This window comes from Sporichthyaceae bacterium (assembly GCA_036269075.1).
In the GTDB taxonomy this organism is placed as follows: domain Bacteria; phylum Actinomycetota; class Actinomycetes; order Sporichthyales; family Sporichthyaceae; genus DASQPJ01.
This window is the reverse complement of record DATASX010000073.1, coordinates 16,923-36,786: the sequence shown is the minus strand read 5'-3', so window position 1 is coordinate 36,786 and position 19,864 is coordinate 16,923. Positions and strand designations below refer to the sequence as shown.

19 protein-coding genes are annotated in these 19,864 nt (G+C 71.3%); 6 read left to right on the top strand and 13 right to left on the bottom strand.

The genetic code is table 11. The features are described from left to right. Positions 1-52: 52 nt before the first annotated feature. The 3 genes from VHU88_12550 to VHU88_12540 all read left to right on the top strand — a co-directional run bounded on the left by VHU88_12550 (position 53) and on the right by VHU88_12540 (position 4,043). Entirely contained in the window at positions 53-874 is an 822-nt protein-coding gene (locus tag VHU88_12550; protein ID HEX3612508.1) for a hypothetical protein, read from the top strand. Then, a complete protein-coding gene (locus tag VHU88_12545; protein HEX3612507.1) occupies positions 871-3,027 on the top strand; it encodes a DHA2 family efflux MFS transporter permease subunit in 2,157 nt (718 codons plus the stop codon). Before VHU88_12550 ends, VHU88_12545 begins: the two co-directional genes overlap by 4 nt. 452 nt (positions 3,028-3,479) lie before the next feature. Then, positions 3,480-4,043: a DUF4337 family protein gene (locus VHU88_12540; GenBank protein HEX3612506.1), complete on the top strand. Its 564-nt coding sequence runs from the start codon at positions 3,480-3,482 to the stop codon at positions 4,041-4,043. Between the two features lie 61 nt (positions 4,044-4,104). Here the strand turns inward: VHU88_12540 and VHU88_12535 are convergent, their stop codons facing one another. From VHU88_12535 to VHU88_12490, 10 genes are all read right to left on the bottom strand, one after another. After that, the gene (locus VHU88_12535; GenBank protein HEX3612505.1) at positions 4,105-4,275 is read right to left on the bottom strand and encodes a hypothetical protein; all 171 of its coding nucleotides are present in this window, start codon (positions 4,273-4,275) and stop codon (positions 4,105-4,107) included. Positions 4,276-4,558: 283 nt separating this feature from the next. Then, on the bottom strand, positions 4,559-4,744 hold the full coding sequence (locus VHU88_12530; protein HEX3612504.1) for a hypothetical protein: 186 nt from the start codon (positions 4,742-4,744) through the stop codon (positions 4,559-4,561). A gap of 161 nt (positions 4,745-4,905) precedes the next feature. Next, positions 4,906-5,994 carry an ABC transporter ATP-binding protein gene (locus tag VHU88_12525; GenBank protein HEX3612503.1) on the bottom strand — a complete coding sequence of 363 codons (1,089 nt, stop codon included), beginning with the start codon at positions 5,992-5,994 and terminating at the stop codon, positions 4,906-4,908. Between the two features lie 8 nt (positions 5,995-6,002). Further along, positions 6,003-7,511: an iron ABC transporter permease gene (locus tag VHU88_12520; protein ID HEX3612502.1), complete on the bottom strand. Its 1,509-nt coding sequence runs from the start codon at positions 7,509-7,511 to the stop codon at positions 6,003-6,005. A gap of 101 nt (positions 7,512-7,612) precedes the next feature. After that, positions 7,613-8,731 carry an extracellular solute-binding protein gene (locus VHU88_12515; GenBank protein ID HEX3612501.1) on the bottom strand — a complete coding sequence of 373 codons (1,119 nt, stop codon included), beginning with the start codon at positions 8,729-8,731 and terminating at the stop codon, positions 7,613-7,615. Positions 8,732-8,761: 30 nt separating this feature from the next. After that, the gene (locus tag VHU88_12510; protein ID HEX3612500.1) at positions 8,762-10,096 is read right to left on the bottom strand and encodes a Dyp-type peroxidase; all 1,335 of its coding nucleotides are present in this window, start codon (positions 10,094-10,096) and stop codon (positions 8,762-8,764) included. Beyond that, on the bottom strand, positions 10,093-11,334 hold the full coding sequence (locus VHU88_12505; protein ID HEX3612499.1) for a hypothetical protein: 1,242 nt from the start codon (positions 11,332-11,334) through the stop codon (positions 10,093-10,095). Before VHU88_12505 ends, VHU88_12510 begins: the two co-directional genes overlap by 4 nt. 114 nt (positions 11,335-11,448) lie before the next feature. Further along, positions 11,449-11,958, bottom strand: a complete 510-nt coding sequence (locus VHU88_12500) for an FMN-binding protein (protein HEX3612498.1) — start codon at positions 11,956-11,958, stop codon at positions 11,449-11,451. Beyond that, entirely contained in the window at positions 11,952-13,346 is a 1,395-nt protein-coding gene (locus VHU88_12495; protein HEX3612497.1) for a ferredoxin reductase family protein, read from the bottom strand. Before VHU88_12495 ends, VHU88_12500 begins: the two co-directional genes overlap by 7 nt. Positions 13,347-13,456: 110 nt before the next feature. Further along, a complete protein-coding gene (locus VHU88_12490) occupies positions 13,457-14,230 on the bottom strand; it encodes an FAD:protein FMN transferase (GenBank protein ID HEX3612496.1) in 774 nt (257 codons plus the stop codon). 118 nt (positions 14,231-14,348) lie between these two features. Here VHU88_12490 and VHU88_12485 point away from each other — a divergent pair, with 118 nt between their 5' ends. Next, positions 14,349-14,768: an STAS domain-containing protein gene (locus tag VHU88_12485; protein HEX3612495.1), complete on the top strand. Its 420-nt coding sequence runs from the start codon at positions 14,349-14,351 to the stop codon at positions 14,766-14,768. An 87-nt stretch (positions 14,769-14,855) separates the two neighbouring features. Here the strand turns inward: VHU88_12485 and VHU88_12480 are convergent, their stop codons facing one another. The 3 genes from VHU88_12480 to VHU88_12470 form a co-directional block, all read right to left on the bottom strand. Further along, entirely contained in the window at positions 14,856-15,614 is a 759-nt protein-coding gene (locus VHU88_12480; GenBank protein ID HEX3612494.1) for a SigB/SigF/SigG family RNA polymerase sigma factor, read from the bottom strand. A gap of 466 nt (positions 15,615-16,080) precedes the next feature. Continuing rightward, positions 16,081-16,425: an STAS domain-containing protein gene (locus VHU88_12475; protein HEX3612493.1), complete on the bottom strand. Its 345-nt coding sequence runs from the start codon at positions 16,423-16,425 to the stop codon at positions 16,081-16,083. Beyond that, positions 16,426-16,836: an ATP-binding protein gene (locus VHU88_12470; protein ID HEX3612492.1), complete on the bottom strand. Its 411-nt coding sequence runs from the start codon at positions 16,834-16,836 to the stop codon at positions 16,426-16,428. Between the two features lie 216 nt (positions 16,837-17,052). Here VHU88_12470 and VHU88_12465 point away from each other — a divergent pair, with 216 nt between their 5' ends. Both VHU88_12465 and VHU88_12460 read left to right on the top strand, forming a co-directional pair. Further along, on the top strand, positions 17,053-18,270 hold the full coding sequence (locus VHU88_12465) for a SpoIIE family protein phosphatase (protein ID HEX3612491.1): 1,218 nt from the start codon (positions 17,053-17,055) through the stop codon (positions 18,268-18,270). 11 nt (positions 18,271-18,281) lie between these two features. Continuing rightward, positions 18,282-19,832 (top strand): ATP-binding protein, encoded by a 1,551-nt coding sequence (locus VHU88_12460; GenBank protein HEX3612490.1) that lies wholly within the window; start codon positions 18,282-18,284, stop codon positions 19,830-19,832. Positions 19,833-19,864 lie beyond the last annotated feature (32 nt).

Sequence of the window (19,864 nt, the reverse complement as noted above, 5' to 3'; positions counted from 1 at the left end):
CCGACGGCGTGCCTTGCAGCGGGGTGCGCCCGGTGCGGCGTGAGGTGATGCGATGGCCGCGGACGAACGGGCGGTGGTGCGGGCCGCGAGTGCGGCGGCGCGCGAACTGCGAGCGGTGCGCGACCCGAACCGGCACGCCCACGGCGACTGGAACCTCGGTGAGCTGGGTGTGCACATGCTGCATGTCCTGGATTTCGAGTTGGCCACCGTGCGCGGCGACCAACCACCGCAGATCGCGGACTTCGCTGCGCTGAGCCGCCTCACCGTCGACTACGTACGGGCCGAACCCAGCCGCGACGCGAAGGACCTGGCCGACCGCATCGAGGCGCGGGCCGCCCAGTACGCGGCGGCCACCGAGGGCCGCTCGGCCGAGGCCGAGTTCGCGTGGATGGGTGGCACCCGGCTGCCGTTGCGCACGCTGCACGCCCACGTCATCAGCGAGATGTCCGTGCACAGTTGGGACGTCGCCCACGCCGAGGGCCGCTCGTTCGTGGTACCCCCGGACGCCGCGCTGGCAGCGTTGGAGGACTTCGTCGTCCCGCTGGTGCAGGCGGTCGGGGCGGCCGGGTCGTTCGGCGGCCCCACCGCGTTCGTCGACCAGGCCCGCGGCCGGAATTTCCGGGCCCGCTATGCGGTGCAGGTGGCCGGCGGGCCGCGCCGGCACTTCGTGTTCGCCGACGGGGCTCTGCACATCACCGACCCGCAGTCGGGCCGTCCGGTCGACTGCCGCGTCTGGGCCGAACCGAGCGCGCTGCTGCTGGTGATGTGGGGCCGGGCCGGCCAGTGGCCGGCGGTTGCCCGGGGCCGGATGCGTGCCTGGGGACGCAAGCCCTGGTTGGCGATGCGACTGCCGTCGCTGCTGCACACCCCATGACGCGGACGAGCCACGGGCGCCACCGAGAGGCGCCCGGACTCGTCGAGACTCGAGCCGCCTCCCCCCGGCGGTGGGCCGTGCTGGTCGTGATGTGCCTGGCCCTGTTGGTCACCGGCATCGACGGCACGATCGTCAACGTCGCGTTGCCGTCGCTGGTGCGTGAGCTGGGGACCTCGTCCACCCAGCTGCAGTGGGTCACCGACGGCTACACGATCGTCTTTGCCGGATTCCTGCTGATCGCGGGCAACACCGGCGACCGGCTGGGCCGAAAACCCTGCCTGGTGGGCGGTCTGCTGATCTTCGGCGCCGGGTCGTTCGCCTGTTCGCAGGTCCACAGCCCGGACCCGCTGATCCTGATGCGCGGGGTCCAGGGCCTGGGCGCGGCGTTCATCATGCCCGCGACGCTGTCGATCCTGACCAACGTCTTCGTCGACGCCGGCGAACGCACGCGGGCCATCGCGATCTGGGCCGGGGTCTCCGGGCTCGGCGTGGCGACCGGCCCGCTGGCCGGCGGGTTCCTGCTGCAGCACTTCTGGTGGGGCTCGATCTTCCTGGTCAACGTCCCGGTTGTGGCCCTCGCGGTGGTGGCCGCGGTGGTGATCGTGCCGGACTCGAAGGACCCGGCCGCGCCGTCGTTGGACCTGCTCGGCACGGTGCTGTCGACGACCGGCCTGATCGCGATGCTGTTCGGCATCATCCAGGGTCCGGCCGACGGCTGGGGCGACCCGCGCATCGGTGGTTCGTTCGCCGCCGCGGTGGTGCTGCTCGGCACGTTCATCTGGTGGGAACGCCGCTGCGCGAACCCGATCCTGGAGGTGTCGTTCTTCGCCGACGCCCGGTTCACCGCGGCCTCGGTCGCGGTGACGCTGGTGTTCTTCGCGATGTTCGGATCCCTGTTCTTCGTCAGCCAGTTCCTGCAGTTCGTGCTCGGCTACAGCCCCCTGCGTTCCGGGGTCGCGCTGCTGCCGGTGGCCGGGGTGCTGATGGTTGCGGCCCCGACCAGCGCCAAGTTGGTGGCCCGGGTCGGCACCAAGGTGATGGTGGCCGGCGGGCTGACGTTGGTCGCCACCGCGCTGCTGCTGTTCTCCGGGATCTCCGCCGACAGCGGCTACGGCTACATCGCCGTCGTGCTCTGCGTCATCGGCGTCGGCATGGGTTTCGCGATGGCACCGGCCACCGACTCGATCATGGGCTCGCTGCCGCCGGACAAGGCCGGGGTCGGCTCGGCGATGAACGACACCACCCGCGAGATCGGCGGGGCGCTCGGCGTCGCGGTGATGGGCAGCGTGACCACGGCGCTGTACGGCGACCGGTTCGCGAGCAGCGGCGCCTACGAACAGCTGCACAAGGCCAACACGGTCGCGGCGGCGGCCGCCCGGGAGTCGGTCGGTGCCGCCGCGGTGGTGGCCGGGAAACTGCCGGGGGCCACCGCCCACGCGGTCAGCGGGGCCGCGAACGTCGCCTTCGTGCACGCCCTGGCGGTCAGCGTGATCGTGGCCGCCGTCGTCGCCCTGGCCGGCGCGGTGGTCGCCGCGGTGTACCTGCCGGCGCGCCCGCAGATCGCGGCCGAGCCCGAGTTGACGACGCTGATCGACGGTGCCGCGCAACGCCTGGACACCCCGGTCCGCCGGAACCTGGCCGCCGCCACTCTGGGCCTGCTCGCCGATGCGGGGATGTCCAGCATCACCTACAACGGCGTCGCGGCCCGATCGGGCGTGGCCACCACGACCCTGGCCCGCTACTGGACCTCGCGGGTCGACGCGGTCACCGACGCGTTGTCCGAGGTGTTCGCCGACCACCCCATCCCGGACACCGGCGACCTGCACCGCGACCTGCGCTCGTACCTGCTCGACCTGGGCGAGGTCGTTTCCTCGCCGACCGGACGCCAGGTGATCGGCGCGCTGATCGCCGAGGTGTCGCGCAATCCCGAACTCGAGGTGGCCTTCCGGGAGCGGGTCACCGGTCCACGGCGCGCGGCGCTGGTGGCCCGGCTGACCACCGAGCAGGACCGGTTGACCACGGACGTGGAGGATGCGGTCGACCAGCTCATCGGGCCGGTCTATTTCCGTGCACTGCTCGGCGGCGTGGCCGTCGAGGAACCGTTCGTGGAATCGGTTCTACGGCCGTTGATTCGGCCTGCTGCTACAGGGTGAACCAGTGCCCCGGTGGGTTGATCCGTTGGGGGGACATTCGGTTTCGCGGCCGTCGGCGGTGGGCAGAGGCGGTTTGTTCGGCGACGGCACCGGCGGCCAGAGCTCCCGGTGGCGCCGCCGGATTTCTCGCAGGGGGTGTTTCGGCGACACGCCCTGGGAGTTACCGGGGTGTTCCTGGTCGTCCGGGCCTGGCATCGACCTGCGACGGCCGGGAACACCTCAGGTCCGTGGTCAGGCTCGGGCGAGGACCACCGTGGGGATCTTCCGATCGGTCCGGGCTGTGGCGTCGAAGACCTCGTCGTTGACCTGGACGGTCATTACCTTCTCGAGATGTTCACAACCTGGACAGCCACAATGTGGCGTGCCGCCAGGGCATTTCCCTGGTCGGTACGATTCGCTGCCCGTGGTTCGAACGGACCGGTCGGGCCGCCCTCGGAGTCGGAGCGCGTTGCGTGGAGATCGAGAACCCCCTCGAGGCCAAGGAACAACTCGAGGAGTTGGCGCACCACCACGAGCACGGCGGCCAGGGCTGGACCAGGTACCTGGCCATCACGACCGCGCTGATCGCGGTGCTCGCCGCCGTGGCATCCCTGCTGGCCGGTAACTGGGCGAACACCGCGCTGCTACGCAAGAACGATGCCCTGCTGGACCAGACCCAGGCCTCCGACCAGTTCGCCTACTACCAGGCCAAGGGCATCAAGAAGGCGCTGGCCGAGTTCGAGTTCGCGGCGACCAAGGATCCGGCGCAGCAGGCCCAGGCCGACAAGTACGGCCAGGAGCAGCAGACGATCAAGGCCATCGCGGACGAGGACACGAAGAAGGTCACCGAGCAGAACGAGGCGGCCGAGGCACAACTGGAGAAGCATCACCACGGCGCATTGGCCGTGACCTTGTTCCAGATTGCGATCGCGTTGTCGGCCATGGCTGCCCTGCTACGCCGCAAGTCGTTCTGGGCCCTGTCGGTCGGGCTGGCGGCGGCGGGCAGCGTGTTCCTGGGGATTGGCATCCACGGCTGAGCCGGCCCGTCCGGTGGTGCTGATGTGCAGCGCCACCGGACAGGCCACGGTCAGCTGACCGTCAGATGCAACGCCGGTGGTGGTGGACGAACCGGACGTGGCAGTGGTGGTGGTAGGTCGAGACGCTGCTCTGGCTCTTGCCGACAGTGGCCGCACCGGCGGCCGGGGCGACCGTGGTGGCGATCGCCACGGCAGCAAGAGCGGTGCCGACGACTCGTGTCACGTTGCTCATCAGTCCTCCTGCATTGATAGCCCGAGGTCGGGCTGCACACTCACCCCACACCCTGAAGAGCAAAACCGGGGCATGATCCGACGCCGCGAAAGTGACGATTTCGGTTAGCAGACAGGCAAATGGCGCGTTCTGTGAACGCCCGGTGACAGCTTGTCGAATTCATGCGAAACTAGGACAGAGTTTCGAAAAGTATCTCAGGTATCGAAATTGATGCCGGCTCGGGACCAGCGGGCCGCCCGGTTCGACAGATGTCTGACCGGACGGCCCAGGCCTGCCCCCGACGTCAGTGGGTGGGCTTGTGGTGGTGCCGCAGCATGTGCAGCAGGTGGCGATGGTGGTGGTGCCGCGCGGGCGCGACGGTGTGGTGGTGGCCCGTGCTGGTGGTGGCGGCGCCGGCAGCCGGCGCGACAACGGTGGCCAGCGTGGCAGCGGCGAACACGGTGCCGAGGACTCGGGTCACGTTGGTCATGGGAGATTCCCTCCTGAATGGATCAGCCGACCCGGTACCGGGCGGCTCCCTCTCCCGTACCCCGCAACGCAAACCGAAGACAAGATCATCCGCCGCGGAGACGCCTGTTCCGGTTAGGAAACGGACAAATGGGGCGGATCGCCAGATCTTCTGATGCCGGATCAGTCGAGCGCCGGTGCGGCCGGGATCCAGACGTGCGGGGTGACGGTCGAGGACAGTCCGACCCGGGTGCCTGGGTCGGGCACCACCCCGCCGGGCAGCCGGGCCAGCAGGGGCGGGTCGTCGGGGTGATCCCCGCGCAGCCCCACCAGGGTGTCGTGACCGTGGTAGGAGACCGCGGCCACGGTCGCGCTCGGTGTCGCGGACCGGGCGTCCAGCACGAGGTTCTCCGGCCGAATCATCAACAGGCACTCGGTTCCGGCGTGCCCGGAGGCCGTCGGAACCCGGAACGCCCCGAGCCGGCAGTGCGCGAAGCCCGCATCCAGGCGGCCGGGCAGGATGTTCGCGGTCCCCAGCGCAGCGGCCACCTGCGGCGTGGGCGGATGGTCGTACAACTCGCGCGGACTGCCGTGGGCGAGCAGGCGACCGCCGTCGAGGACGGCGATCCGATCGGCGGTGGCCAATGCCTCGTCCTGGTCGTGGGTGACCAGCACCGTGGTCGCCTTCGCCTCGCGCAGGATCGCCATGACCTCGGCGCGCAAGCCGGCCCGCAGTGCCACGTCCAACGAACCGAACGGCTCGTCGAGCAGCACCACCGCCGGGTCGACGGCCAGCGCCCGGGCCAATGCCACCCGCTGCTGCTGCCCGCCGGACAACTGGTGCGGGTACCGGTGGCCCAGGCCGCCCAGCCCCACCATCGCCTCCAGGTCGGCAGCCCGCCGACGCTCCGAGCGGGACAACCCGAACGCGATGTTGGCCCGCACGGTCAGGTGCGGGAACAGCCCCGCCTCCTGCGGGACGTAACCCACCGCCCGGTGCCGCGCCCGCAGCACTCGACGCCCGTCGTCGACGACCCGCCCCGCCAGGGCGAGGCTGCCGGAGTCGGCGTGCTCGAAGCCGGCGATCACCCGCAGCAGCGTGGTCTTCCCACTGCCGGAGACCCCCAGCACCGCTGTGACGGTGCCCGGGGCGACCTCCAGGTCCAGCCCGCGCAGCACCGGCACGGAGCCGTAGGCCTTGGTCAGCCCGCGGACGACGATCGCGAGTTCCTGGGCCTGCGGGGTTGCCGCACCGACCGGCCGTCGGCCCACCCGGACAGTCACCGCGCGGCCCGCGCGGTCCGGTTGCTCTCGCGGTCGAACCACAAGGCCAGGAGGGTACCGGGCACGACCGAGAGCGCGACGATCGTCAGCGCGTACGGGGCGGCGGCGCCGTAGGCGATCTCGTTCTGGTAGGCCCAGAACTGCGTCGCCAACGTCTCGCTCCCGATCGGGGCCAGCACCAGGGTGGCGGTCAGTTCGGTCGCGGCCGTGAGGAAGACCAGGCACAGTCCGGCGGCCAGCCCAGGAGCGATCAGCGGCAGCGTCACCCGCAGGAATACCGCCGGCGCGGACCGGCCGAGCGAGGCACCGGTGTCGATCAAGGCGGCGGGCACCCGCTCGGCCGCCGCGCGCACGCAGACCAGCGCCAGCGGGAAGTGGATGATCACGTAGGCCAGGACCAGCAGGGATCCGGTCTGGTAGACGCCGCGCGCCCAGTGGATCGAGAAGAAGATCAGGCTCAGCGCGACGACCACGCCGGGCACGGCCCGGGTCACGAACGACGCACGTTCCAGCGCCGCGGCCGGGCGGGTCCGCGTTCGCAGGCTCAGCAGGGCCACCGGGATCGCCGCGAGCGCGCAGACGACCGCGGCGGCCGCGCTGTAGCGAACGGTCGTGGCGGTGGCCTGCGCCAGGGTCGCGGTGGCGGGCAGGGTCGAGTGCCGACCCTGGACGATCCAGCCGATCAGACTGCCGACCGGCAGGACCACGCCGAGGCCGACCAACCCGAGCGGCAGCAGGGCCGGCGGCAGCGCGCGCCACCACGGTCCGGTGCAACGTCGCGAGCGGACGACCCCTCGCCCCCGGGACCACCGCCGGGTCACGGCGGCCTCACCGGACAGCACCAGCAGGCCGAGCAGCACCAGCGGGATCGACAACGCACCGGCGGCGGGCGGGGAGAACCGGAACTGGAGGAACACCTCGGTTGTGAAGGTCGGATAGCGCAACACCTCGAACGCGCCGTACTCGGAGATCACGGTCAACGCGACCAGCACCGCGCCCCCGGCCACCGCCCCGACCAGTTGGGGCAGGCTGACGCGGAGGAACGTCGCCACCCGGCCGAGTCCGAGGCTGTGTGCCACGTCCTCCAGTCCGGGGTCGCAACGGCGCAGCGCCGCCGCCACCGGGAGGTAGATCAACGGGTAGGTGCCCAGCGTCATCACGAGCGTCGCGCCGAACAGCGGGTCGATGCGCGGCCACCGCGCGTGCCAGGTCCAGCCGACGACGAAGTCGGGCATGGCCAGCGGAAGCATCAGCAGCACGGTCCACACCCGGCGGAACGGCAACGCGGACCGCTCGGTGATCCACGCGGTCAGCACTCCGAGTGTGCTCGAGCAGGCCACGACCAGCCCGGTCAGCACCAGCGTGTGGCGCAGCAGCAGTACCGACCGCTCGCGGAACACGACGGCGTGGATCTGCGACCAGCCGGCCGAGCGCGCGTCGAGCACAACCAGCACCAGGGGCGAGAGCATCACCCCGGCGAGCAGCAACGCGTAGCCCAGTGCCAACCGCCGGCCGTGGATCGGCCGCCGGGCACGTCCGACGCCCGACGGCCCCTCTCCCGCCGAGCGCGGGCGAGGGGCCGTCAACTGGCCCGGGCTCGCGGGACTCAGATCAGGCCCGCCTTCATCAGCAGGTCCTTGACCTGGTCGCCGGCGCCGAGGTCGGCCGGGGTGAAGGAGTTGATCTGGTAGGTCGACCGCGGCGGGAGCGCCGGATTCGGCGCGACGCCCTGCTTCAGCGGGTACTCGAAGCTGTAGCCGCCGGCCAGGATGCTCTGGCCGAGCTCGCTGGTCAGGAACGACAGGAACTTCGCGGCGGCCGCCGCATGCTTGCTCGACGCCAACGCTGCGGCGCCGGAGATCGAGCCGATGTAGCCCACGTCCTGCGGGGCCAGGTAGGCGACCTTGGCGTCGGCGGTGGCGTTGGGCAGCTCAGCCGCCAGTCGGTAGTAGTAGTAGTGGTTGACCAGCGCGAAGTCGGTGATGCCCTGGCTGACGTCGCTGACCAGCGTCTCGTAGTCCGGGACGTTGGCGCCGTTGCCGGCGTTGTCCTTCAGCGCTTTGAGCCAGGTGACCGCGACGTCCTCGCCCTTGGACTTGGCCACCGACGCCACGACCGGCCCGAAGTCGGCCTCGCCCGGGGCCACCTCGAACTGGCCCTTGTACTGCGGGTCGGCCATGTCCATCACGGACTTCGGCAGCTTGTCCGCGGTGATCTTCGTGGGGTTGTAGACCAGCACGCTGATCCGCTCGGAGACCCCGGTCCAGGTCCCGTCCGCCGCGCTGTCGGCGGCCGGGACGTTCGCCAGCGTCGCCGGGTCGACCGTGGCGAGCAGTTTCTTGTTCGCCAGTTCCTGCAGGAAGTTGGTGTTCTCCGAGAAGAACACGTCAGCCGGAGAACTCGCGCCCTCCTGCTCGATCTGGGCGGTCAGCGCGTCCTCGTCCTTGTCGGTCTCCTGGACCGCGATGCCCGTCGCCTTGGTGAACGCGGCGACCAGCGCCGCGGTCGTCTGCTTGTGCTGGGCGTTGTAGAGCGTGATCGACTCGCCGGTCGACGGCGCTGCCGCGTCCGTCGCCGCCGGCGCGGCGGTGCCCGCCGGGGCCGCCGCGGAGGTCTGCTTCGCCGAGGAGGTCGCGCAACCGGTCAGCCCGGCTGCCAGACCGGCGAGGAGCAGGCCCACTGCCAGGCGGGGGCGCCGGCTGGGCCGCTGCGGCGATGGCGTCATGGCGGATTCCTTCGGGTGGGCGACGGTTGGTCAGGAGAGCAGGGAACTGCCGATCCAGTCCCCGGGGCGTGCGGCTCCCGGGGGAACGGCGAACACGGCACTTGCGGTGTGGGTGATGAACTGGTTCATCGCGTCCTGGCGGGCCAGGTTCTGGTTGACCGGTACGAATGCCGTCCGCGGGTCCTTCTGATAGGCGAGGAACAGCAACCCGGCGTCGTACTCCAGTGCCTGCCGCCACGGTGGCCAGCGCTCGGTGAACTGGGTCGTGCCGTTGTTGTACGAGAACGCCCGCCGGATCAGCACCGCGCCGTCGTTCGCGGCGGGGGCGGCCAACCGGACGTGCGCGGTGTCCGGGATCACGTACCGGCCGGTGGCGTCCTTGGCATCGAGGTCCAGCGGGTCGAACTCGGTCCTGGCGCCCAGCGGCGCCCCGGTGAACTTGTGCCGGCCGATGACCTGCTCCTGCAGGCTCGGGTCGAGCCGGTCCCAGTGCTCCAGGGTGATCCGGATCCGCCGGTAGACCAGGTAGCTGCCCCCGACCATCCAGGACGGGCCTTCGGCGCCGGCCCACAGGGTGCCGTCCAGGTCGGCCGGCGGATGGCCGGTCGAGTTCAACGTGCCGTCCTTGAAGCCCATCAGGTTGCGCGGCGTTCCCGCACTGGCCGGCGGCGAGAAACCCAACTGCGTCCACCGCAACGTGGCCAGGTCCGGCGCGATGCGCGCAATGCTGCGCACCGCGTGAAATGCCACCTGGGGGTCGTCGGCGCAGGCCTGCACGAACAGGTCGCCGTCCCCGTCGGCGGCCACGAGTTGATCACCGGGGAAGCGCGGCAGTTCGGCCAGCGCCGGCGGCAGCTTGGCGGCCAGGCCCATCCGGTCCGAGCCGTCCTGGTTGACGAACAACGACCGGCCGAACCCGAACGTGAGAGTCAGGCGGGCCGGGCCGAGCCCGTACGCCTCCAGTGAGTCGTCGACCGTGGAGAGCCCGGTGGTGTTCGCGTAGGCGCCGGGGTTCGCGCCGGCCATGTTCATGATCGGGACGGTGTGCGACTGGCCGGCGACCAGTACGGCGGCCAACTGGGTCCAGGCCTGCAACAGCTGCGTCAGGTTGCCCCGGTCGGCGCCGAGCAGGTCGAACGAGGCCAGCACCCCGTGGGCCTGGGTGTTGGTCAGGATGCCCGCCTGGTGCGGGCCGTGGAACGGCTCCTGCTCGGCGGCCGAGGCACGCCCGGCCAGGGCCGCGACGCCGCCACCGACCGCGGCCCCGGCGCCGAGCAGCGCGCCGCCGCGCAGGACGGCCCGCCGGGAGAAGCCGCGGGATCGCTCGTTCCCCGCGGGCCGCTCGGCGTCCCGTCGCTCGGTCATGAGCTCAGCAAGGCCAGGCTGTTCTCGTCGTCCTTGACGAAGAGGATGCCCGTGCCGGCCTGGTTGACCGCGATGCCGAACAGGTCGCCGTTGCCGGGCGGGTCCTGGCCGACATTCTCGATCGCGTAGAACTCGCCGACCTGCTGCCCGACGGTGGTGATCTCGACGATCTTGCCGTTGGTCGCGTTGGCCGCCAGCAGGTTGCCGTTCGGTGCCGTCGTCAGCCCGAGCGGATTGGCGAGTTGGCCGTCCTTGGTCAGGGTGGTTCCGGTGCCCGCCGAGTCGGTCCGGGTCAGCGCGTTCGGGACCGCCGCGATGCTGTTGTCCAGGGTGTCGGCGACGTAGAGCGTGCCGTTGCTCAGCGTCAGGCCGGTCGGGCCCTTCACGAACGCCGAGGCGTCCCCAGCCTCCGGGAACCCGTCGGCCACGACGGTGCTGCCGGTGACCTTCGGCGGGGTGTCCGCGGTCTGGGTCAGGTTCAGCCGCGTCACATTGGCCTTGTTCGCCTTCGCGGTCGCCGAGTGGTCCAGGTCCTGCAGGACGTTGGTGAAGAACAGCGTCGCGGTGCTGCCCTGGTCGTCGACCGCGGCGTCCCACGGGCCGGCGATCTGCGGGCCGCTCAGGGTCTCGACGATCTTGCCGGCGGGCGAGAGGAACAGCAGGCAGCCGTTGTCCGCCGTGGTCATCTGGCCGTCCTGGCTGGGCAGGCTGCCGACGATCACCCAGCCGGTCTTGAGCTGGACCATCGCCGTGGTCAGGCCGACGCCGCCGGGGCAGGTCGTCCTCTGCTTGGACAGGTCGGCGAACACGTCGGTCGTGCCGTCCGGGTGGACGTTGACGATCGTCGTGCCGGTGCCCTGGTTGTTGGACTTGTTGTTGAAGTTGTCGACCAGGACGTCGCCCGCCTTGACCGACCCGGCGGTGATCGTCACCGGCCAGATCGCGTACGGGTTCTCGTCGCCGTTGTCCGGGGTCGTGGAGGCGCGGTAGCTGACCTTGGTCTTGCCTGCCAGGAACGATCCCGCCGCCGGTGCCAGCGTGGTGCGGGCCGCGGCGTCCGCGTCGGTCTCCTGGTCGTGCACGAACGACCGGGCTTGGTCGGTGAGGGCCGCCGGTGTCGCGGCGACTCCGCCGGACAGGCCTTGCGGCAGGGAGGACGACGAGTGGCCGCAGGCGGCAAGCAGCGCGACGGTGCCGCCCAGAACCCCGACCTGGATCACGGACCACCGAGTTGCCATCGTCGCTCCCGATTGGATTAGGGCCACCTTACTTAGGCAAGGAGTACCTAACTCAATCGATCATTAACGCCAGGTAAAACTCACCGGGCCGCGGCCGGTTCGCGCCGGCTCTTGCTACGTCTTGATGTTCGCGGCGTCCAACGCGGACTGCAGCGACTGCACGTAGCCGATGGAGGTGTAGGTGGCCCCGGAGACCGTGTCGATCCCGGCGCTCTGGGCGCCGAGCACCGCCTGGTTCAGCTCCGGCACGGCGACCTGGTTGATCTGCCGGTCGCGGCCGCTCTCGCTGGGGTACTCGATCGCCTCGGCGGCGACGATCCTGCCGCCGCTCACGGTGATCTGCACCTGCACGGGGCCGTAGCGGGTCTGCGCTGCGGAGCCGGTGACGGTCCTGCTGCCGCCGGACGCTGCTGCGCCGGTTGTGCCGCTTCCGTCGGGGGTTGTGGCCGGGTTGGTCTCGACGACCCTGCCGGGGGCCAGGACGGCCTTCGGCGCTGCCGCGGCGACGCCCGTGGAGTGCCCGAAGCTGGTCGGGTAGAGAAACAGCAGGCCGGTGATCAAGCCGGTGGCCGCGGCCATGGCGGCGTTGCGACGACCGGCGTTCGGCCGGGCCCGGCTCACCATGCGAAGCGCTCCTCGTGCAGTCGGTGCGGGGGCAGTCCGGCGGCCGTCGCCGCGGTCCGGACGCTGTCCATCCAGGGCAGCGGGCCGCACACGTAGACGTCGGAGTCGAGCAGGTGGGGGGCCAGGTGCAGCAGGGCCTGCGGGTCCGGCCAGTGCCCGGCCTCGGCGGGCAGCCAGGAGTCGCGGTCGGGCACCCGGGGGCCGGGCAGGTAGTGGACGGTGACCCCGCGGCGGGCGGCCAACTCGTCGAGTTCGGTCTTGAGGATCAGGTCGGCCGCGCTGCCCGCGCGGTAGATCAGTGTGGCCTCGCCGGGCAGGTAGGGCAGCTCCTCGAGCAAAGCCCGCATCGGGGTGACGCCGATGCCGCAGGCCAGCAGCACCAGCCGGGCCCGGGTGCGCCGGGACCCGGTCAGCCGGCCGTACGGGCCCTCGATCAGCACTCGGGTGCCGGGCTGCAACCGGCCCAACCGGCCGCTGCCGTCGCCCAGGTCCTTGACCGTGATCCGGATGCCGGTGGCGTCCGGTGCCGCCGACAACGAGTACGGGTTGCCGCGGGTCCACCCGGGCCCGTCGAGGAAGCGGAACACGAAGAACTGCCCGGCGTCGACCGGCAGTCGGTCCAGCGCGTGGCCGGTCATCCGGACGGTGACCACGTGGGCGTTCTCCGCGACCACCTCGGCCACCCGCAGGTTGTGCCGCAGGTTGCGGGCGACCGGTAGGCCGACCCGGTAGCCGACGACTGCGCCGGCGGCGAGTGCGTAGGAACCCCACCAGTACATCCGGGCCAGGCCCGAGGAGGCGAAGTCCGAGCCGGTCCAGATCTCGTGCGGCACGCTCAGCCCGACGCCCAGGTAGGCGTAGAGGTGCAGCAGGTGCCACGACTCGTAGCGCAGTTTGCGGCGCGCGACCCGGATCGAGGTGACCGCGACCAGGATCAGCAGGGCGGTGCTCGCGGTGGCGAGCAGCATCCCCGGGTACGTCGTCAGCAATGACCAGGCCTCGGCGGGGATGCCGGAGTTGTCGGTGAGCGCGTAGCCGACGGTGATCAGCCCGACGTGCGCCAGCAGCAGGTTGACCGAGGCGAACCCGACCCATCGGTGCCGCCGGGCCAGTTCGTCCTGGCCGTAGTGACGCTCGATCGCCGGGATGCGTGCCATCAGCAGCACCTGCATCAGCAACAGGTCGGCCGCGATGAGCCCGGCCAGGCGACCCAGCGACTCCAGCACCGCCCCGTGCGTCCCGCGCAGGTCGGCCAGGTTGCCGCCGGCCAGCCACAGGCCCGCGACGATCGTGGCCCGGGCCCAGCAGATCGCGGTTACCGCGTCGGCGCGCCGCCGGACCGGCGTCCCGGCGCGCTGGGTGGGCCCGACGTCGTAGGTGGTGGTCACCCAGGAAATGTGCCGCCCCACGCCGTCGCGTTGCTTCGGGGCAGCTTCGTGTTGCCTGTGAGCCCCGCGTATGAGAGAAGCCCGCCCGCGTATGAGAGAACTCTCCCCGATCATCGATGATCTGCGGGGGGCATCGCCCAGTCGGGGGTCGAGACCAGCTCGCCGGAGGTCGTCACGGCCAGCCCGCAGTAGTCCGGTTCGCCCGCCAGCAGCTCCGCCCAGCCGGCGCCGGCCACGAACGCCGCGGTCGCCAGCACGTCGGCGACCTGCAACGACGGGCCGACGACGGTCACGGAGGCCAGGCCGCCGCCGACAGGGGCGCCGGTGCGCGGGTCGTACAGGTGGGCGCCGCGGGCAGCGGAGCCGCTCGTCGCCACCCCGCCGCGCGAGCACCGCACCACGGCGATCACGCCCTGGTGGTCGTACGGGTCGGCGATCCCGACGCCGAAGTCCGCTCCGCTGTGCGAGAGCACGACCACGTCGCCGCCGGCGTTCAGGCACCAGTCGACCGGCACGGCGGCCAGCAGCCGCGCCGCGCGCTCGGTGGCCCAGCCCTTCACCATCCCGGAGGGGTCCCAGGTGCCGTCGGGGCGGTCCGCGTCGAACAGTCCGTGCGTGCGGACCTGGGCGGCAGCGCACTCCCGGGCGACCTGCGCCACCGCGGGGCCCGCGTCGGCCAGGTCAAGCGTCCCCGCGTTGATCCGGGACACCGCGCTGTCCGCGCGATACGTGGAGAACGTCGCGTCGACCGCCCGGAGTTCTTCGTGCACCGCGGCGACGGCAGCGGCGGCGGCCGGGTCATGCGCACCCGGTCCGCGGGCCAGCACGCTGATCGGCATCCCCATGATCTGCTCGACCCAGCTGCGGCGCGGCGTCTCGGTCACGCTGCCACCCTGCCCTCATACGTCGGCGGTTTCCCACCCGGCCGCCCGCCGAACAGCCGGCCGATCCGTGCCTTACCCTTCGGCAACACGGGCTTTTCGTCTGCCGCTGGAGGTGCTGGTGGCCGAGTCGCAACCGGCGGACGTCACGGAATCATCCGACTCCGAGGCTGCCGCGACCCGGCGCGCGCGGGCGGTCCGCAACGACCGGATGAGCTTCGACATCCTCGGCCCGGGCGAGGTCGCGTTCCGCGGCGAGATCGACCTGGCCAATGCCCCCGACGTGCACCGGGTGCTCGAGGAGATCGGCGGCGGGGATTCCCTGGTCGTCGACCTCACCGGGGTCGGCTACCTGGGTAGCCCAGGGGTCGCGGAGCTGTTCGAGCACGCCGAGACCAACTCGATGACGGTTCGTGTGATGGAGGGTTCGCCGACGGCGCGCGTGCTCCAGATCTGCTCGCTGGAGATCGTCGCGACCATCGAGATCGTCCCGGCGCCGGCGAACCCGAGCCAGATCCCGGCCCGCTCCGACCGCCGGTAGGACCCCGACAAGAACACAGCGGCCGACAAAACACAGCGGCCGACCCCTGGATCGGAGTCGGCCGCCGAGTTGCACCGGGCGGGTCTGTCAGGCCGCGGCGGGAACGTCCTCGACGATCCCGGTGCGTAGCCGGTCGAGCGTGCGCGCCAGCAGCCGCGAGACATGCATCTGGGAGATGCCCAACTCGGAGCCGATCTGGGCCTGCGTCTGCTCCTGGTAGAAGCGCATGTGGAGGATGCGCCGCTCCCGCTCCGGCAGGTCGTGGATCAGGCCACGCAGGGTCTCGCACTCCAGCAGCAGGCCGATGCGCTCGTCGTCGGTGCCGAGGGTGTCGGCCACCGTGAACGACTCCTCGCCGTCGGCCGACCCGAGCGGCGCGTCCAGCGACGCGGTGGTGAAGGTGTCGTCCGCGGCCCGTGCCTCGGCGACCAGTTTCTCGGTCAGCCCGGAGTGCTCGGCGAGCTCGGCGTTCGAGGGCTCGCGTCCCAGTCGGTGGGTCAGCACCTCGGTGGACTCGCGCAGGGCGGCCTTGGCCTCCTGCAGCCGTCGCGGCAGCCGGATCCAGCGTCGCTTGTCGCGGAACCACCGACGGATCTCGCCCTGCACGGTCGGCCGGGCGAAGGTCAGGAAGTCGTGCCCACGGTCGACGTCGAAACGGTCCACGGCCAGGACCAGGCCGAGGAAGCCGACCTGCCGCAGCTCGTCGATCTCGACGCCCGGGTGCGCGTACTGCGACGCCAGCCAACGCACCAGCCCGGTGTGGCGGTGCACAAGCACGTCACGAACGCGGTCCCGCTCGACCTGGCCGACGGCCCGCATGGTCTGGAACAGCTCGGTGTCGCTCATGTCAACCAGGTCGCGCCGACGAAGTTCACGACGCGGCCGCGCACCGGCGACGCTCTCGAGTTCGGTAAGAGTGGGGCTGGTTCCGTGACTCCTCATGTCGAGTGCCTTCACAACAACCCGGTGCCTTTGGCCAGCTGTGTGACCGACCCCGGTAGCCCGGCCCAGCTTGCCGTTCGGGCCGTGCCTAGTGGGTATACCTAGGCGGCCCGACCGCAAACCGACCACTTCTGTGGGACGTCTCACAGGCCCACGCAAATCGGGTGAGGATTGTTTGTGGTGCTGGGGAGCCGGGAAGTAGTGGCGCACCCGCTGCGGGGCGATGCCTCGGGTAGCTGCGCAACGCGCTTCCGGGCCGAGATCACCAGGTCAGTCGCCCCGCCGGCGGGGCCAGCGCTTCCGGCCGTTCGGTGCCCGGCTGACCCCGAGCGGCCGGGAGTCTCCCCGAGATCCTCCAGTCGGCGTCCCGCTAAGCGGGGACGTACTCCACCTGGGCGACCAACGGCAGCGCGCAGATCTTGATCACGGTCGCGACCGCCGTGTCCGCGCGCACCAGCAGACGAAGGTCGGCGTGGGCGGCGTCGAACAGCGCCGAGACCCCGGCGCTGTCCAGGTAGCTCACCCGCTGCAGGTCCACGACCAGTTGGCCCGCGCCGCGCAGCTTGGTCAGTGACGCCCGCAGTCGGTCGACGTTGGACGGGTCGATCTCACCGCTCAGCACGACCGTGCCGTCGGCGGCCTGCTCGATCGACAACCGGTCCGGCGACTCGCTGTCGGCCGCACCAGCGCCGTGGCTGGGGGTTTCGCTCGGCATCTACGGCAACTCCTTGATCAGTTCCACCGTCGTCCCGTCCGGGCCGGTCCGGATGTCCAGGTGATCGACCAACGCGGCCATCATCATCCGCCCTCGGCCCCGGCCGCCCGAGGGCACCGACGGTTCCGACGCAGCGATCTTCCACGCACCATGATCGGCCACGACGATCTGGACGCCGCTGGTACTCCGGGTCGCCGTGACGGAGATGCCCGGCCGGCCGGTGTGCATGCGAGCTCCGGAGTGTTCCACAGCGTTGGCGCAGGCCTCGCCGCACGCGATGAGAATCTCGTGCAGAGCCGGCTCCGGAACCCCGCAACGGGACAGCCAGGCGCGCAGGTTGTCGCGTGCCCGCCCCAGGCCCGCACCCCCCGCGGAGGGGTCGATCGTCTCGGCAAACGACCCGTCCGTCATCGTGCTGGGCCTTCCCGGTGCCGCCCGCGGTGGTCGTCCGCCACTCCACCCTGGACGCGGGTTACCCGGACCACGAGAACGATAATCCCGCACACGGACGTCGCAGGCACGTCACCGACAGCGACAGGTACTGTGTCGGCTCGCGGTTGTCCCTAACGGCCGATCCGTCCGGGTGCCGGTGGACGGCCGCAGCGATTGATTCGGGGGGAATGACCGATGGCTGCGCTGGGCGGCGACCAGGCCGAACGGTCTGTGGGCCGTTGGGAGGCCGCGGTCGCCGCGACGGGTGCAGTTTCGGTCCTGCTCATCGAGGACGACGCGGGCGACGCCCTGCTGGTCCGGGAGATGCTCTCCGACGCCGCACCCGATGCCCAGCTGGTCTGGGTCCGCAGCATGGCCGAGGCGCGCGAGGTGCTGCGCTCCCGCCCGGCCTGCGTGCTGCTCGACCTGCAGTTGCCCGACTCCTTCGGACTTTCCGGGCTCGACGTCGTGCTCGCGGCCGCCCCGGACACCGCGGTAATCGTGCTGACCGGCCTGGCCGACCAGTACCTCGGCGCCCGCGCGGTCGCCCTCGGCGCCCAGGACTATCTGGCCAAGGCCCAGGTCGAACCGCAGCTGCTGGCTCGCACGATCCGGTACGCCGTGGAACGGCGCGCTGCCCAGGAGACCGCCCGGGAACTGGCCGAGGCCCGGCAGGTGGCCGCGGAGAACGCCCGGCTGGAGCGCGGCCTGCTGCCGGTCGCGATCGTCCTCGACGACGCCGTCTCGGTGCTGACCCGGTACCGGCCGGGCGGGCTGGGTCTGCTCGGCGGCGACTTCTTCGACGTCGTCCAGTGCCCGGACGGCACCGTCTACGCGGTCATCGGCGACGTGTGCGGGCACGGCCCGGACGAGGCCGCCCTCGGGGTGTGTCTGCGGGTCGCCTGGCGCACGCTGGTGCTGGCCGGCAACGAGGAGGAGCGCATCCTGCCGGTGCTGTCCGAGGTCCTCGGGCACGAGCGCGCGCAGGACCACGTGTTCGCCACGGTCTGCATGATCCGCGTCGCCGGCGACCACAGCTCGGCCCGGGTCTACCTGGCCGGCCACCCGCCGCCCGTGCTCGACGGGGAGCTGCTCGACCTGCCCACCGGTGTCCCGCTCGGCATCCGCGGCCGGCACGACTGGGCGGCCTCCGAGATCAAGCTCGGAGCCCGCTGGGAGATCGTGCTTTACACCGACGGCATCTTCGAGGGCCGGGCCGCGCCCGGGTCCCAGCCCCGCTTCGGCCTTGACGAGTTTGCCGCGTTGCTGCGGGTGACTCGGGAGATCACCCCGGACCCGGAGGTCTGGACCGACGTGGTGATCGAGGCTGTGGAGCAACGCAACGGGGGCCCGTTGACCGACGACCTGGCGCTGCTGGTCCTGGCCCACGCCCCGCCGGCGGCCGTCGGGTGAATCCGTACGGCGTGACGCTGCGGGCGCGCCTGCGGGTTGTGCTGCTGATTGTTGGCGTCGTGCTGGTCGTCGGCGGCTTCCTGTCGCTGCTGGCGCTGAACCGCGTCGACTCCGACGCCCGCGCTCTCGTCGACCACGTCTCCCCGGCGACCGTGCAGTCCGCGGCGCTGACCGAGGCGTACCTGGACGAGGAGACCGGCGTCCGCGGCTACCTGCTCTCCCACGACGAGAGCTTCCTCGAGCCGTACCAGAACGGTCTGGCGGCCTCGACCGCCGCGGTCGCGGCGATCCGGTCCTACCTGCCCGACGCGCGGGTGGGCGCCGCGCTGGGGATGGTTACCGCGGCCTCCGACGCCTGGCGCACCGAATACGCAGAACCGGCCATCGCCGCGGCCAAGGCCGCCCCGGCCGGGCAGCAGCCGAGCATCCAGGCCAACCTGGGCAAGACCCGGTTCGACACGCTGCGAGCCAAGGTCGACGCGCTGAGCATGGCGATCTCGGTGGACCGGAACACCGGCCACAGCCGGCTGGACGGGGCGTTGACCCGGCTGCGGATGGTCGGCGCGACGGCCTTCCTGCTCGTGGCCCTGGCTGCGGTCGGACTCTGGTTCGCGTTGCGTCGGCTGGTGCTGCGGCCAGTCGCCCATCTGATCGCGCTGACCCGGGGCGGCGCCGCCGGCCACTTCGAGCAGACGGTCACCGTCCGGGGGCCTGGGGAGTTCGGGGCGCTGGCCGATGACGTGGAGGCGATGCGCAGCCGGATCGTGGCCGAGCTGTACAGCTCCCGGCGCGCGGAGGCCGAGATCCGGGCGCAGGCCGAGGCGCTGGATGCCCAGTCGGCCGAACTGGCCGAGCAGGCCGGCGAGCTGCGCCGTTCCAACGAGGAGTTGGAGCAGTTCGCCTACGTCGCCTCGCACGACCTGCAGGAGCCGCTGCGGAAGGTGGCGAGCTTCTGCCAGCTGCTCCAGAAGCGCTACTCCGGACAGCTGGACGAGCGGGCCGACCAGTACATCGAGTTCGCGGTCGACGGCGCCACGCGGATGCAGCAGTTGATCATCGACCTGCTCGCGTTCTCCCGGGTGGGGCGCTCCTCCGAGTTCACCGAGGCGGTCGACACCGCCCGGTCACTGGGTCACGCGCTGTCCGCGCTGGAGCAGACGCTGGCCGAGACGCATGCGGACATCGAGGTCCGCGAGCTGCCGACCCTGCCCGGCGACGCGACGCTGCTGACCCAGCTGTTCCAGAACCTGATCGGCAACGCGGTCAAGTTCCGCACCCCGGACGCCGCGCCGCGCGTGCAGCTGGCCGCCGAGCGGGAGGGCGAGTTCTGGCACTTCACGTGCATCGACAACGGGATCGGTATCGAGGCCGACTACGCCGAGCGGGTGTTCGTCATCTTCCAGCGGTTGCACCCGAAGGATCGTTATCCCGGCACCGGGATCGGCCTGGCGCTGTGCCGCAAGATCGTGGAGCACCACGGCGGGCGGATCTGGCTGGAGACCGGCCCGCACCCGTGGGGCGGCGGCAGCGTGATCCACTGGACCCTGCCCGCTAAGGCCTGATCGGCAGAGCCTGCTAGGGCCGAGTCGCGCAA

Bases quoted from the DNA above. Each gene is read 5' to 3' on its own strand.
- VHU88_12550 (HEX3612508.1), top strand. From the start codon at position 53: ATGGCCGCGGACGAACGGGCGGTGGTGCGGGCCGCGAGTGCGGCGGCG.
- VHU88_12545 (HEX3612507.1), top strand. From the start codon at position 871: ATGACGCGGACGAGCCACGGGCGCCACCGAGAGGCGCCCGGACTCGTC.
- VHU88_12535 (HEX3612505.1), bottom strand. From the start codon at position 4,275: ATGAGCAACGTGACACGAGTCGTCGGCACCGCTCTTGCTGCCGTGGCG.
- VHU88_12530 (HEX3612504.1), bottom strand. From the start codon at position 4,744: ATGACCAACGTGACCCGAGTCCTCGGCACCGTGTTCGCCGCTGCCACG.
- VHU88_12515 (HEX3612501.1), bottom strand. From the start codon at position 8,731: ATGACGCCATCGCCGCAGCGGCCCAGCCGGCGCCCCCGCCTGGCAGTG.
- VHU88_12510 (HEX3612500.1), bottom strand. From the start codon at position 10,096: ATGACCGAGCGACGGGACGCCGAGCGGCCCGCGGGGAACGAGCGATCC.
- VHU88_12505 (HEX3612499.1), bottom strand. From the start codon at position 11,334: ATGGCAACTCGGTGGTCCGTGATCCAGGTCGGGGTTCTGGGCGGCACC.
- VHU88_12500 (HEX3612498.1), bottom strand. From the start codon at position 11,958: ATGGTGAGCCGGGCCCGGCCGAACGCCGGTCGTCGCAACGCCGCCATG.
- VHU88_12480 (HEX3612494.1), bottom strand. From the start codon at position 15,614: ATGAGCGACACCGAGCTGTTCCAGACCATGCGGGCCGTCGGCCAGGTC.
- VHU88_12475 (HEX3612493.1), bottom strand. From the start codon at position 16,425: ATGCCGAGCGAAACCCCCAGCCACGGCGCTGGTGCGGCCGACAGCGAG.
- VHU88_12470 (HEX3612492.1), bottom strand. From the start codon at position 16,836: ATGACGGACGGGTCGTTTGCCGAGACGATCGACCCCTCCGCGGGGGGT.
- VHU88_12465 (HEX3612491.1), top strand. From the start codon at position 17,053: ATGGCTGCGCTGGGCGGCGACCAGGCCGAACGGTCTGTGGGCCGTTGG.